This is a genomic window from Microbacterium sp. AZCO, assembly GCF_039614715.1.
GTDB lineage: Bacteria > Actinomycetota > Actinomycetes > Actinomycetales > Microbacteriaceae > Microbacterium.
The window spans coordinates 215023-228218 of record NZ_CP154857.1 but is presented as its reverse complement, the minus strand read 5'-3'; the positions used below and the strand labels follow the sequence as shown (position 1 = coordinate 228218).

The 13196-nt window shown below is 70.5% G+C and carries 11 protein-coding genes; 1 reads left to right on the top strand and 10 read right to left on the bottom strand.

The features are described from left to right. Window positions 1–15: 15 nt before the first annotated feature. Window positions 16–2235: an NADP-dependent isocitrate dehydrogenase gene (locus tag AAIB33_RS01065; protein WP_345801721.1), complete on the bottom strand. Its 2220-nt coding sequence runs from the start codon at window positions 2233–2235 to the stop codon at window positions 16–18. Window positions 2236–2366: 131 nt separating this feature from the next. On the opposite strand from AAIB33_RS01065, the gene AAIB33_RS01060 reads away from it, so the two are divergent. Beyond that, a complete protein-coding gene (locus AAIB33_RS01060) occupies window positions 2367–2819 on the top strand; it encodes a GNAT family N-acetyltransferase (protein WP_345801720.1) in 453 nt (150 codons plus the stop codon). A 190-nt stretch (window positions 2820–3009) separates the two neighbouring features. Here AAIB33_RS01060 and AAIB33_RS01055 read toward each other — a convergent pair whose 3' ends face one another. The 9 genes from AAIB33_RS01055 to purN form a co-directional block, all read right to left on the bottom strand. Then, the gene (locus AAIB33_RS01055; protein WP_345801719.1) at window positions 3010–4827 is read right to left on the bottom strand and encodes an ABC transporter ATP-binding protein; all 1818 of its coding nucleotides are present in this window, start codon (window positions 4825–4827) and stop codon (window positions 3010–3012) included. Further along, window positions 4824–6662 carry an ABC transporter ATP-binding protein gene (locus tag AAIB33_RS01050; RefSeq protein WP_345801718.1) on the bottom strand — a complete coding sequence of 613 codons (1839 nt, stop codon included), beginning with the start codon at window positions 6660–6662 and terminating at the stop codon, window positions 4824–4826. The genes AAIB33_RS01055 and AAIB33_RS01050 overlap by 4 nt, the downstream gene beginning before the upstream one ends. Before the next feature lie 340 nt (window positions 6663–7002). After that, window positions 7003–7497, bottom strand: coding sequence for a methylated-DNA--[protein]-cysteine S-methyltransferase (locus tag AAIB33_RS01045; protein ID WP_345801717.1), 495 nt, complete (start codon window positions 7495–7497; stop codon window positions 7003–7005). After that, on the bottom strand, window positions 7494–9002 hold the full coding sequence (locus tag AAIB33_RS01040; protein WP_345801716.1) for an AlkA N-terminal domain-containing protein: 1509 nt from the start codon (window positions 9000–9002) through the stop codon (window positions 7494–7496). The genes AAIB33_RS01045 and AAIB33_RS01040 overlap by 4 nt, the downstream gene beginning before the upstream one ends. A gap of 62 nt (window positions 9003–9064) precedes the next feature. Then, window positions 9065–9916, bottom strand: coding sequence for a hypothetical protein (locus AAIB33_RS01035; protein ID WP_345801715.1), 852 nt, complete (start codon window positions 9914–9916; stop codon window positions 9065–9067). Beyond that, the gene (locus AAIB33_RS01030; RefSeq protein WP_345801714.1) at window positions 9916–10050 is read right to left on the bottom strand and encodes a hypothetical protein; all 135 of its coding nucleotides are present in this window, start codon (window positions 10048–10050) and stop codon (window positions 9916–9918) included. The genes AAIB33_RS01035 and AAIB33_RS01030 overlap by 1 nt, the downstream gene beginning before the upstream one ends. Before the next feature lie 104 nt (window positions 10051–10154). Next, complete coding sequence (locus AAIB33_RS01025) at window positions 10155–10892, bottom strand: hypothetical protein (protein ID WP_345801713.1); 738 nt, start codon at window positions 10890–10892, stop codon at window positions 10155–10157. 31 nt (window positions 10893–10923) lie between these two features. Further along, window positions 10924–12531 carry a bifunctional phosphoribosylaminoimidazolecarboxamide formyltransferase/IMP cyclohydrolase gene (gene purH, locus AAIB33_RS01020; RefSeq protein ID WP_345801712.1) on the bottom strand — a complete coding sequence of 536 codons (1608 nt, stop codon included), beginning with the start codon at window positions 12529–12531 and terminating at the stop codon, window positions 10924–10926. A gap of 53 nt (window positions 12532–12584) precedes the next feature. Beyond that, window positions 12585–13193 carry a phosphoribosylglycinamide formyltransferase gene (purN, locus tag AAIB33_RS01015; protein WP_345801711.1) on the bottom strand — a complete coding sequence of 203 codons (609 nt, stop codon included), beginning with the start codon at window positions 13191–13193 and terminating at the stop codon, window positions 12585–12587. Window positions 13194–13196 lie beyond the last annotated feature (3 nt).

Below are 13196 nucleotides of genomic sequence, written 5' to 3'. Positions count from 1 at the left end.
CGATGTCTCTGCGACTCAGCCCAGCTGGTCGATGACCTCGTTGAAGGTCGCCGACGGGCGCATCACCGCCGTCACGAGCTCGGCGTCGGGGTGGTAGTAGCCGCCGATGTCGACCGGTGAGCCCTGCACCGCGAGGAGCTCGTCGACGATCGTCTGCTCCTGCGCCGCGAGCGCCTCGGCGATCGGCGCGAAGACGGCGGCCAGCTCGGGGTCGGCCTGCTGCTTCGCGAGCTCCTGCACCCAGTACAGCGCGAGGTAGAAGTGGCTGCCGCGGTTGTCGATCGTGCCCAGGGCGCGGCCGGGCGACTTGTCGTTCTCGAGGAACGTCCCGGTCGCGGCATCCAGCGTGTCGGCCAGCACCTGCGCCTTGACGTTGCCGGTGAAGTCGGCGAGGTGCTCGAGCGAGGCCGCGAGCGCGAAGAACTCGCCGAGCGAGTCCCAGCGCAGGTAGTTCTCCTCGAGGAGCTGCTGCACGTGCTTCGGCGCCGATCCGCCCGCGCCGGTCTCGAAGAGACCGCCGCCGGCGAGGAGCGGGACGATGCTCAGCATCTTGGCGCTCGTCCCGACCTCGAGGATCGGGAACAGGTCGGTCAGGTAGTCGCGCAGGACGTTGCCAGTGACCGAGATGGTGTCCTCGCCCTCGCGGAGGCGGTCGAGCGAGTACTGCGTCGCCGCGGCCGGAGCGAGGATCTCGATCGTCAGGCCCGAGGTGTCGTGCTCGGCGAGGTACTCGTGCACCTTCGCGATGAGTGCGGCGTCGTGGGAGCGGCTCTCGTCGAGCCAGAAGACGGCGGGAGCCCCCGTCGCGCGGGCGCGGGTCACGGCGAGCTTCACCCAGTCGCGGATCGCGATGTCCTTCGTCTGAGTCGCGCGCCACACGTCACCCGGAGCGACCGCGTGCTCGAGCAGCACGTCGCCCGCCCGGTTGACGAGCTGGACCGATCCGGCGGCCGAGATCTCGAACGTCTTGTCGTGGCTGCCGTACTCCTCGGCCGCCTGCGCCATGAGGCCGACGTTGGGGACGGTGCCGATCGTCGCGGGGTCGAGCGCGCCGTGCGCCTTCACGTCGTCGATGACCGTCTGGTAGACGCTCGCGTAGGACGAGTCCGGGATGACGGCGAGCGTGTCGTCCTCCCCGCCGTCGACGCCCCACAGCTTGCCGCCGTTGCGGATGAGCGCCGGCATGGAGGCATCCACGATGACATCCGACGGGACGTGAAGATTGGTGATGCCCTTGTCGGAGTTCACGTACGAGAGGCGCGGGCCCTTCGCGAGGTCGGCCGTGATCGCGGCCGCGATCTCGTCGCCGCCGTCGACGGAGGTGAGGCCGCTGAGGATGGCGCCGAGCCCGTCGTTGGGGGTGAGGCCGGCCTCGGCGATCTTGTCGCCGTAGCGGTCGAAGACGTCGGCGAAGTACGCCTTCACGACGTGGCCGAAGATGATCGGGTCGCTGACCTTCATCATCGTGGCCTTGAGGTGCACCGAGTAGAGCACGTCGTCGGCCTTCGCCGTCTCGAGCGTCTCGGCGAGGAAGGCGTCGAGAGCCTGCGCCGACAGGAAGGTCGCGTCGACGATCTCGCCGGGAAGCACCTTGATGCCGGTCTTGAGGTCGGTCGTCGTGCCGTCGGCGGACACGAACCGGATCGCGAGGACGTCGTCGCTCGGGATGACGGTCGTCTTCTCGTTCGACTTGAAGTCGTCGTGGCCGAGCGTCGCGACGCGCGTCTTCGAGCCCTCGCCGAAGGCCTTGTTGCGGTGCGGGTGCTTGCGCGCGTAGCCCTTGACCGCGAGCGGCGCACGGCGGTCGCTGTTGCCCTCGCGCAGCACGGGGTTGACGGCCGAGCCCTTGATGCGGTCGTAGCGCGCGCGGGTGTCCTTCTGCTCGACCGAGTCCGGCTCGTCCGGGTAGTCGGGGATGTCGTAGCCCTGCGCCTGCAGCTCGGCGATGGCGGCCTTGAGCTGCGGGATCGACGCCGAGATGTTGGGAAGCTTGATGATGTTCGCCTCGGGCAGCGTCGCGAGACCGCCGAGCTCGGCGAGGGCGTCGCCGACCTGCTGGTCGGGCGTGAGGTTCTGCGGGAACGCCGCGAGGACGCGACCGGCGAGCGAGATGTCGCGGGTCTCGACGGTGACGTCGGCCGGGCGCGTGACGGCCTGGATGATCGGCAGGAACGACGCGGTCGCGAGCGCGGGGGCCTCGTCCGTGTGCGTGTAGATGATGGTCGAATCGGTCACGTCAGGGGTCTCCTTCGGGATGCCGAACCAGACTATCGCAACCGGAAAACTATCTTGACATCGAGATATCTCCCCGTCACCGGACGACTCGGGCGTGCCGGATGCCGCCGGTTACGGCTAACCTGTGCGCTATGGGTGACCTGCGACTGGTGGAACTGTCCGCGAGCACGATCGTGGCCGTCAACAACCTGTCCCTCAAGCCGGGCCAGGAGCAGTTCCTGGCGCCTATCTCCTACGCCGTGGCCGGCGCCGTCGCGAACCCCGCGACCGCGTGGCAGCGCGTCGTGCTCGACGGCGACGAGGTGGTCGGTTTCGTCAGCGCCAACTTCGACGACGACGCGCCCGAGGAGCACTTCCGCTCCGTGCTGTGGCGCATCAACGTCGACGCCGACGACCAGGGTCGCGGCGTCGGCCGCTTCGCCGTCGAGAAGCTCCTCGAAGAGGCGCGCACGCGCGGCAAGGACCACGTCGACGTCATCTACGAAGCCGGCGAGGGCGGCCCCGAGGCGTTCTTCCAGCGCGTCGGCTTCACGGCCGTCGGCGAGACCGAGTACGGCGAGGTCATCGCGGAGCTGCGGCTCTAAGTCCCCGGTTCTTCGGCGCGCGCTCGTCCCTGGGCGCCGGTTCGTCGGAGATCCGCACAGCGCAGGAGGCGCCCGCCCGGATCGGTCCGACGCCGCGGTGATCTCCGACTTCGCGGCGTGCCCGGCACCCATGACGACGGATGCCGCCACCCGGCGCAGGGCGCGGGGGCGGCATCCATCGTCTGAGGAGTCAGACCAGCGATTCGCGCCAGGCGGCGTGCAGCTGGGCGAACTTGCCCGTGCCCTCGATGAGGGCCTCGGGGGTGTCGTCCTCGATGATGCGGCCGTACTCCATGACGAGCACGCGGTCGGCGATCGCGACCGTCGAGAGGCGGTGGGCGATGATGATCGCGGTGCGGTCGGCCAGGAGCGTCTGGAGGGCGTCCTGGATGAGCCGCTCGCTCGGGATGTCGAGCGAGGCGGTCGCCTCGTCGAGGATGAGCACCGCGGGGTCGGCGAGGAACGCCCGTGCGAACGAGATCAGCTGCCGCTGCCCGGCGGAGACGCGGCCGCCGCGCTTGTTGACGTCGGTGCCGTAGCCGTCGGGCAGCTCCTCGATGAAGGCGTCCGCGCCGACCGCGCGTGCGGCGGCCTTGATCTCGTCGAGCGTCGCGTCCGGCTTGCCGAGCGCGATGTTGTCGGCGACCGAGCCGCTGAACAGGTACGCCTCCTGCGTCACCATGACGATGGCGCGGCGCAGATCCTTCGGGTGCAGCGAGCGCAGGTCGACGCCGTCGAGCGTCACGCGACCGACCGTGGGGTCGTAGAACCGCGACACGAGCTTGGCGAGCGTCGACTTGCCGGCACCCGTCGTGCCGACCAGAGCGATCGTCTGACCGGCCGGGATGTCGAGCGTGAAGTCCGGCAGCACCGTCCGCTCGCCGTTGTACCCGAACGTCACTCCGTCGAAGCGCACGTGCCCGCGGGCGCTCCAGAGGTCGACCGGCTTGACGGGGTCGGGAACCGTCGGCTCCTCCTCCAGCACGCCCGACACCTTCTCGAGCGCCGCCGTCGCGGACTGGTACGAGTTCAGGAAGAACGCGACCTCCTGCATCGGCGAGAAGAAGTTGCGGACGTAGAGCACCGCCGCCAGGAGCACGCCGACTTCGAGCGCACCCGTCGAGACGCGGTAGCCGCCCCACAGGAGGACGAGCGCGAGCGACAGCGCGGAGATCGCGATGAGACCCGGTTCGAACGTGCCGAAGATCCGGATGGTCCGGAGGTTGACGTCGCGGTACTGGCCGGCGAGCTCGCCGAAGCGGTCGTCGTTGCGGGGCTCCTTGCGGAACGCCTTGACCGCGCGGATGCCCGTCATCGTCTCGACGAAGTGCACGATGACCTTCGCGCTCACGACCCGCGACTCGCGGTAGGCGACCTGCGAACGCAGATAGAACCAGCGCATGAGCAGCAGCATCGGGATGCCCATCACGAACAGCACCGCACCGGACTGCCAGTCGATGAGGAACAGCATGATGAGCGTGAACCCGCCGTACAGGATCCCGGACACGAGCTCGTTGAGTCCGCCGTCGAGCAGCTCGCGGATCGAGTCGAGGTCGCTCGTCTGGCGCGAGATGATGCGGCCCGACGTGTACGACTCGTGGAACTCGAGGCTCAGCCGCTGCGTGTGCAGGAAGATGCGCTTGCGCAGCTCGAGCATGACCGCCTGCGTGAGGCGCGCCGCCACGACGACGTACCACCCGATGAGGGCCGCGCCGCCGAGCGCGGAGGCGAGGTAGACGGCGACGACCATGATCGTCGGCATCCAGTTCGCCTCCTGCACCACGGCGGGAAGCGCCGTGTCGATGCCGTAGGCGATCAGGGCGGGGCCGATGACGCGGAGGATCGTCGAGGCGATGATCACCGCGGCGGCGAGCACGAGCTGCCAGCGCAGCGGGCTCACAAGCGAGCCGAGCAGGCGCAGGGAGCGGCGCCGGATCTGCCGGCTCTCCTCGCGGGTGTAGTCGGAGCGGTCTTCGCCCGTCGTTCCGTTGACGGTCGCGGTGCTCATCGGGCCACCTCCTTCGCTTCCTGGGGCTCCTGAAGCCCACGGAGCCGGGCCTCTTCGACCTCGAGACTCGAGATCACGTGTCGGTAGTGCTCACTGGTGCGGAGCAGGTCGGAGTGGGTGCCCACGGCTGTCACGCGGCCGCCCTCGAGGAGGGCGACGCGGTCGGCCAGGGCGACGGTGGACGGGCGATGCGCGACGATGAGCGCCGTCGTGTCGGCGAGCACTCGGCGGAGCGCCTCTTCCACGAGCGCTTCGGTGTCGACGTCGAGCGCGGACAGCGGGTCGTCGAGCACGAGCACCGCCGGCTTCGCCGCGACCGCCCGCGCAAGCGCGAGGCGCTGACGCTGGCCGCCCGAGAGCGAGAGGCCCTCCTCGCCGATGATGGTGTCGACGCCGTCCGGAAGGTCGTGGACGAACGACGCCTGGGCCACGCCCAGGGCCTCGTCGAGCACCGCTTCGCCTTCAGGACTGTTCGCGTCGAGGTCGGCACGCCCGAGCAGCACGTTCTCGCGCACCGACGAGGAGAAGAGCGTCGCGTCCTCGAAGGCCATCGAGATGTGCGTGCGGAGCTCGGCGAGCGTCAGGTCGCGGACGTCCACGCCGTCGAGCAGGACGCGGCCCGCGGTGACGTCGTAAAGGCGCGTGGGAAGGGTGGTCAGGGTCGTCTTGCCCGACCCCGTGAGACCCACGAGCGCCATCGTCTCGCCCGGCCTCAGGACCAGGTCGACGCCGTCGAGCAGGTCGCGCTGGGTCGCCGGCGCATCCTGGTAGCGGAAGTGCACCTCCTCGAAGACGAGCTCGCCGCGGGGCGCCCGGATCGTGTCGGGGCGCTCGGGGTCGATGATCGTGTTCTGCTCGTCGAACACCTCGAAGATGCGGTCGGTCGCGGTGCGCGTGTCGAGCAGGAAGGAGAAGAGGAAGCCGATCGACTCCATCGGCCAGCGCAGCACCGTCGCCATGGCGAAGAAGGCGAAGAGCTCGGGCACGGAGAGCTGACCCGTGACATTGAGCACGATCCCCACCGCGAGGCACAGGGCGAACGCGATGTCGGGCAGCAGCACGAGCCAGAACCAGATGAGGCCGACGGCGCGCGCCTTGCCGAGCTCGGTCTCCCGCAGGGTCTCAGCCTGGCTGACGAACTTCCGCAGCGCGTGCTTGCCGCGGCCGAAGGCCTTGAGCACGCGGATGCCGTGCACGCTCTCCTCCACGGCCGTGGCGAGGTCGCCCGCCTGATCCTGGCTCTGCCGCGTGAGCGCGCCGTAGCGCTTCTCGAAGCGGTAGCCGGCGTACCAGAGCGGCAGCGAGCACACGAGGAACGTCGTGCCGAGCGCCCAGTGCCAGCGGAAGAGGATGAGCGAGCCGACGGCGATCGTCAGCACGTTGACGAGCAGCATGATGAGGCCGAAGGCCACCCAGCGACGGATCAGGCTCAGATCCTGCATCATGCGGCTGAGCAGCTGGCCCGACTGCCAGCGGTCGTGGAAGGCGACCGGCAGCCGCTGCAGACGCTCGTAGAACCCGGTGCGCAGCTCGTATTCGACGGTCGTGGCAGGGGTCAGGACGAACCATCGCCGCGCCCAGATGAGACCCGCCTCGGCGAGGCCGAGGGCGAGGACGAGCGCGCAGCCCCAGAGGATCTGCGCCATGTCGCCGGACGCGACGGGGCCGCCGACGACGGCTTCGAGGACGAGCGGGATGCTGAGCGCGACGAGGCTCGCCGCAAGCGCGCTGACGGCGCCGAGGATGAGCCTCGGCAGCACGGGCTTCGCGAACGGCAGCAGCCTCGCGAGCGCACGCGGCGTCGAGAGGTGGGTGGGGGAAGGCGTGGAAGTCATGATCCTTGCGGGGTGACGGATGCCGCGGCGTCGCGGCGGGACAGCGAGGGAGGCGCGAAAGCGCACAGGAGGGCCGGTGAACCGGTCTTGTCGAGAGGAACGCTGGCGGGTCAGGGGCTATGCCTCACCCGCGACACTGATCAGTGGTGCGCGACTTCGACGCCGGTGCGGCGCTTGTGAGCCGGGGTGGCCGAAACCGGGAGGAAGGCGACGGGCTCGTGTGCGACGACGGCCTGGTACATGGCTTCCTCCTCGGATCGCGGATGCCGCGCGGACGCGCGACAGCCCACCAGCCTAAACCTGAGAGTCCGCTGAATGCAAGGATCGATTTCGCGAGAGGTTAGGCGGCCTCGCGGGCGAGCAGAGAGCGCTTGACGTCGAGGCCCCAGGCGAATCCGCCGAGCGAACCGTCCGATCGCAGCACGCGGTGGCACGGCACGAAGAGGGCAGGCGCGTTGCGCGCGCAGATCGAGGCCGCAGCTCGGACCGCACTGGGCTGCCCGAGGGCCGCGGCGAACTCGGCGTACGACAGCGGCGTTCCGGGAGTGATCGACCTCAGGGCCGCCCACCCCGCCAGCTGCATCGAGGTTCCCGTCTGCACGACCTCGACGGTGTCGATCGCCGCGAGATCACCGTCGTAGTACGCGCGGGCGGCGGCCGCGGCATCCGTCTCCCCCATCGCGACGTCCGTCGGACGCTGCCGAAGCGGGATGCGGGCGAGCGCGGAGTCGGCGTCAGCCGTCCAGCCGGAGGCGAGCACGCGCCCGCGCTCGTCGGCGACGATCGTGAAGGCGCCGTCGGGGGTGTCGATCGTCTGGATCATCGCGGTGCTCATGGCTTCTCCTTCGTCGAGGTGCGTCGGGTGCGCGTCGTGGGGGCGGCGCGCCAGAGGTGCGCCGTGAGGTAGCTGCGCCACGGCGCTGTGCGCGTGGCCCAGGCGGTGAGACCCGCCGCATCGGACGGGATCCCGGATGCTGCGGCGCCGGCTCGCGCCGCGACGTCGCCGGGCAGGAGGACGTCGGGGTCGCCGAGCACGCGCATGCGCACGTAGTCGGCGGTCCACGGACCGATGCCGGGCATCGCGAGGAGGGCGGCTCGCTGCTCGGGGCCGTCGTCGCCGGTGGTGAGCGTGAGGCTGCCGTCGGCGAGCGCCGCAGCCGCGCCGATGAGGGCTCTGGTCCGCGCTGCGGGCCCGCGCAGCACCTCGTGCCCGCGTTCGGCGATGACGGCCATCGAGGGGAAGAGCAGTCGTGCGCCTTCGAATCCCTCGACGGGGTCGCCGAGCGCCTCGGTGAGCGCCGTCAGCGCCGTGCGCGCGGCCGTCACCGTGATCTGCTGGCCGACCATCGCGCGGATCAGCATCTCGTGCGGGTCGATGGCGCCCGGCACCCGGATGCCGGGCACCCGCGCGACGAGCGGCGCCAGCTCGGGATGCGATGCGAGCGCCTCGTCGACGGCGACCGGATCGGCGTCGAGGTCGAACAGCCTTCGTGCACGGGAGACCAGAGCTGGCAGGTCGCGGAGCGCCGAGAGGCGTGCGCGCAGCCGGATGCGGCCGACCTCGTCGAGACGCAGCTCGAACCAGGCGGGGCCGCCGGGCAGGCGCAGGACGCGGGAGAACGACGTCGGGGTCGCCGCCTCCACGCCGGGGATCGCTCGGGCCGCCATCCAGGCGAAGAGGCCTTCCGCGTCGAACGGTCCGCGATGCGGGAGCACGAGGTCGATCGACCCGGGGGCGGCCGCCTCCACGCCCGAGGCGCGGCCCGGCAGCCGCCGGCGGGCGCGCAGCTCGAGCGGCGGCATCCCGAACACCTCGCGGACGGTGTCGTTGAACTGGCGGACGCTCGCGAACCCGGCCGAGAAGGCGACGTCGGAGGCGGGGAGCTCGGTGCCGACGAGCAGCATGCGGGCGGTGTGCGCGCGATGTGCGCGGCTGAGGGCGAGGGGGCCTGCGCCGAGCTCTGCGGTGAGCAGCCGCGTGAGGTGGCGCGGCGAGTACCCCAGCCGGCGCGCGAGACCCGGCACGCCCTCGCGCTCGACGACGCCGTCGGCGATGAGGCGCATGGCTCGGGCCGTCGTGTCGCCCCTGAGATTCCATGCGGGTGATCCCGGCGCGGCTTCGGGAAGACAGCGCTTGCACGCCCGGTAGCCGGCCTCGTGAGCCGCGGCGCTCGTCGCATAGAACGTGACGTTCGACTCCTTCGGAGTGCGCGCCGGACAGCTGGGCCGGCAATAGATGCCGGTCGAGCGCACGGCCGTGACGAACTGGCCGTCGAAGCGCGGATCGCGCGACTGGATGACGCGGTACCGCTCGTCGAACGACATGGCCGGGGTGCTCATGCCTTCAGCCTGTCACGCCCTTCCGACATCGGCTGGCGGAAATCGGACACGGCGGCGAGGGCTCACACCTCGGCGAGCGGGCCGGGTCGCCGATCGACGACCTTCGCCGTGATGATCTCCTGGCGCCCGCCGGCAAGCACGCGGAGCACCTCCCATTCGATGCCTCGGCCGAGAAGGAGAACCCCGGGACCACCGGGGACCGAAGCCTCGGTGAACAGGGCGGGCACTCCGGCCGGGACGCGGAGGAGGACGAGTCGCCGAACAGTCGGGAGGGCCTCGGGCGAACTCGTCAGGTACGTCGTGAGGAAGCTCGGCTCGAACACCCGCATCCCGGGCGCGAGATCCTCCGGAATCACCGCGGCCGGGGGTGTGAGCGTGACGACCACCGCGTCAGGAGTCGGCTTCACGGCGAGAGCGGCATCCAGCCGTTCGATCTGGCCGAGAACGTCTTTCGTGGCGGGCGTCTCGCCGCGGAGTGCGGCGTCGACACGATCACGGAGCGGGACCGTGCGACTGTCGCGGACGGCTCGATCCGCCGCCATCCTCTTCGGATCGAGCATGGCCTTGAGCTCGTGCTTGCCCGAGTAACGCCGCAGTTCCGTGCCCACCGTGCCGGCGACGGGAGGTCCGCTCGTTTCGAGAAGACCCTGCACCGCCTCGGCCGCGGGCACACCCGACTCGCACAGCCGCGCCAGCTCACCGAGCCAGTATCCCGACCCCGTCGGCTCGAAGCCCGCTCCGGGGGCCGCCATCAGTCCCGCTGCGTCGGGCTCGTCCTCATCTCCGTGGAAGAGGAACGCGACGACCTCGCCGTCCCGCGTGACGGCCGCGGCGAACACCGGCCCCCGGGCGCCGAAGTCGTACCTCGCGGGGCCGCTGACTCGACGCCCGGTCACATCGCCCTCGCGCGACATCAGTCGACCACCTCTCCGAACACATGCCATCTGCCGTCGACCAGGACCGATCGGGTCGCCAGCCACTCGAGGCCGCGCCCGAGCAGAAGTTCGCGCTCCGTCGAGCCGTAGACGCTGACCGCCTCGACCCACATCGCGGTGGATCCTCCGAGTGGGGCGCCGGCCGTCGCCGTTGAAGACGTTCGCCTCTTCTTCGTAACACACCATCCCACCGAGCCGCGGACACCCTGTGCATGCGTCAGGCGCGCGGCGTCCGCTCGCCCTTGAGCCACTTGGCGGCGATCTCGGCGCCGTCTTTCGCCTGGTTGGCGGCGAGGAAGCCGACGCCGTTGAGCCACGCGGCGACCTTGATCGCCGTGACGACCTGCCGTGCCTGGTCGATCGACATCGCGTTGTCCAGGAACACACTTATACCGCCGTTGCCGTCGGTCACCGCGACGAGGTCGTGGGCGAGTCCCCCGGTCGCGCCGGCCTTGTACGCTTTGGCGCGCTCCAGTCCCATAGTGAGTCCGATCATCGCGCCCCCCGTGCGGACCGCCGCGCGCTTCAGCCACCGGTTGACGCCGACGGCAGCGGCATAGTCGTCCACGAGGTCCGATGCGGCGACCCCGAGGACGTCACGCCAGAGGATCGGCGGCACGCCCGAGAACGTCAGCGACTCCGCGGTCACGATGACCAGAGGATCCGCCGCCGACGCACAAGCGCGCAGCCGCTTGCGTACGCCGACGAGGCGCAGCAGGACGACGAGCAGCGAGATCACGAACAGACCCACGAGCAGGTAGGTGACCAGGCGCCCGGCGTCGGTGACGAGCAGCAGGATGAAGCCGGCGAGCACGAGGGCGGCGAGCGCCGCCGCGAAGATGATCCCGGTGCGGTTCGCGCGCAGCTTGGCCTCGGTGATCGAGCGGTCGGCCGACACGGCGAACGACCGACCCGACGTCAGGTAATCGCGCCACTGTTCGACGGCATCGGCCATGGAGGTCTTCTTCACCTCGGAGGTCAGCCGCTCAGTGGAAGAAGTGGCGCTCGCCCGTGAAGAACATCGTGACGCCGGCATCGCGGGCCGCCTCGATGACCTCCGAGTCGCGCACCGAGCCGCCCGGCTGCACGATCGCCGAGATGCCGGCCTGGAGCAGCACCTGCGGTCCGTCGGCGAACGGGAAGAAGGCATCGGATGCCGCGACCGAACCCGCCGCGCGGTCGCCGGCGCGCTCGACCGCGAGGCGGCACGAGTCGACGCGGTTGACCTGGCCCATGCCGATGCCGACCGTCGCGGAGTTCTTCGCCAGGACGATGGCGTTCGACTTGACGGCGCGGCACGCCTTCCACGCGAAGATGAGGTTCTCCATGTCGTCGTCGGCGGGACGCTCCCCCGAGACGAGCTGCCAGTCCTTCGCGACCGACTCGATGTCGTCGGGGAACCGGTCGGCGTCCTGGAGCAGGAGTCCGCCCGAGACGAGCCGGACGTCCATGGGCTCCTCGCGCCAGTCGGCGGGCAGCTGAAGGACCCGGAGGTTCTTCTTGAGCTTGAAGACCTCGAGAGCCTCGGGCTCGAAGTCGGGCGCGATGATCACCTCGGTGAAGATGTCGCGGAGGTTCTCGGCCATCTTCAGCGTGATCGTGCGGTTGGCGGCGATGACGCCGCCGAAGGCCGACACGGGGTCGCACTCGTGTGCGCGCAGGTGCGCCGAGGCGATGGGGTCGAGGGCGTTGGGAGCGGCGACCGCGATGCCGCACGGGTTGGCGTGCTTGATGATCGCGACCGCGGGCTTGACCATGTCGAACGCGGCGCGCAGGGCGGCGTCGGCGTCGACGTAGTTGTTGTACGACATCTCCTTGCCCTGCAGCTGGGTCGCCTGCGCGATCCCGTGTCCGCCGACGCGGGTGTAGATCGCGGCGCGCTGGTGCGAGTTCTCGCCGTAGCGCAGCGTCGCGAGACGCTCGGCCTTGATGGTGAGGTGCTGCGGCAGGTCCTCCGACTCGCTGAGCGTGCCCTCGGCGAACCAGGTCGCGACGGCACGGTCGTACTGCGCCGTGTGGGTGAAGGCGCGCGCGGCCAGTTCCTTGCGCTGCGCGAGCGTCGTGCCGCCCGAGCCGAGCGAGTCGATGATCGCCGGGTAGGACTCCGGCGAGACGACGATGGCGACGTTGGCGAAGTTCTTCGCCGATGCCCGCACCATGGCCGGGCCGCCGATGTCGATCTGCTCGACGACGTCATTGCCCTGGGCGCCCGACGCGACGGTCTCGACGAAGGGGTAGAGGTTGACGACGACGAGCTCGAAGGGCTCGATGCCCAGCTCCGCGAGCTGCTGCACGTGGTCTTCGAGGCGCAGGTCGGCGAGCAGGCCCGCGTGCACACCCGGGTGCAGGGTCTTGACGCGGCCGTCGAGCGACTCGGGGAAGCCCGTCACGGAGGCGACGTCGACGACGGAGATGCCGGCATCCCGCAGCAGCGAGGCCGAGCCGCCGGTGGACACGATCTCGACGCCGGCGCCGGCGAGCGCCTGGGCGAGCGTCAGCAGATCGGTCTTGTCACTGACCGAGATGAGCGCGCGCTTGACGGGGACGACGTCGCGATCGCGGTAGAGGGACGGGTCGTGGCTGGGGCCGGCCATGCGGAAGCTCCTCGGTTGGGGTGCGTGGGGGAGCGGGCGCGGGCGCCCGCGGGTCAAGAGGGGGTGGAGGCGGATGCGGCGGCCGAGGCGAGATCGAGCTCGCCGGTCGCGATGCGCCGGACGACGTCGATCAGCAGGCGCCGCTCGACGGGCTTGATGCGGTCGTGGAGGGCGTGCTCGTCGTCGCCGGGGAGGACCGGCACGCGCTCCTGCGCGACGACCGGGCCGGTGTCGACGCCGTCGTCGACGACGATGACGCTCGCACCCGTCTGCACGACGCCGGCGGCGAGCGCGTCGCGCACGGCGTGCGCGCCGGGGAACTCGGGCAGATACGCGGGGTGGGTGTTGACGATGCGCGGCGCCCAGGCCTCGACCACGGCGTGCGGGAGCAGCCGCATGAGCCCGCTCAGTACAACGAGGTCGGGCTTCCAGACGTCGAGCTGCGCCGCGAGCTCCGCGCCCCACTCGTCGCGCGTGTCGAAGTCGCGCCAGGGCACGAGGAAGGTCGGGATGCCGAAGTCCTCGGCGTGCCGGAAGCCCTCGGCCTCGCGATCGGCGCCGACGACGACGATGCGGGCGGGATAGTCGGGCTCGGCGGCCGCGTCGAGCAGAGCACGCAGATTCGACCCCGTTCCCGAGATGAGGACGGCGACCGTGAGCACGGA

What these genes read in the sequence shown, in the direction of transcription:
- AAIB33_RS01060 (WP_345801720.1), top strand. Translation starts at nt 2,367, where the DNA reads ATGGGTGACCTGCGACTGGTGGAACTGTCCGCGAGCACGATCGTGGCC.
- AAIB33_RS01055 (WP_345801719.1), bottom strand. Translation starts at nt 4,827, where the DNA reads ATGAGCACCGCGACCGTCAACGGAACGACGGGCGAAGACCGCTCCGAC.
- AAIB33_RS01050 (WP_345801718.1), bottom strand. Translation starts at nt 6,662, where the DNA reads ATGACTTCCACGCCTTCCCCCACCCACCTCTCGACGCCGCGTGCGCTC.
- AAIB33_RS01045 (WP_345801717.1), bottom strand. Translation starts at nt 7,497, where the DNA reads ATGAGCACCGCGATGATCCAGACGATCGACACCCCCGACGGCGCCTTC.
- AAIB33_RS01040 (WP_345801716.1), bottom strand. Translation starts at nt 9,002, where the DNA reads ATGAGCACCCCGGCCATGTCGTTCGACGAGCGGTACCGCGTCATCCAG.
- AAIB33_RS01035 (WP_345801715.1), bottom strand. Translation starts at nt 9,916, where the DNA reads ATGTCGCGCGAGGGCGATGTGACCGGGCGTCGAGTCAGCGGCCCCGCG.
- AAIB33_RS01030 (WP_345801714.1), bottom strand. Translation starts at nt 10,050, where the DNA reads ATGTGGGTCGAGGCGGTCAGCGTCTACGGCTCGACGGAGCGCGAACTT.
- AAIB33_RS01025 (WP_345801713.1), bottom strand. Translation starts at nt 10,892, where the DNA reads ATGGCCGATGCCGTCGAACAGTGGCGCGATTACCTGACGTCGGGTCGG.
- purH (WP_345801712.1), bottom strand. Translation starts at nt 12,531, where the DNA reads ATGGCCGGCCCCAGCCACGACCCGTCCCTCTACCGCGATCGCGACGTC.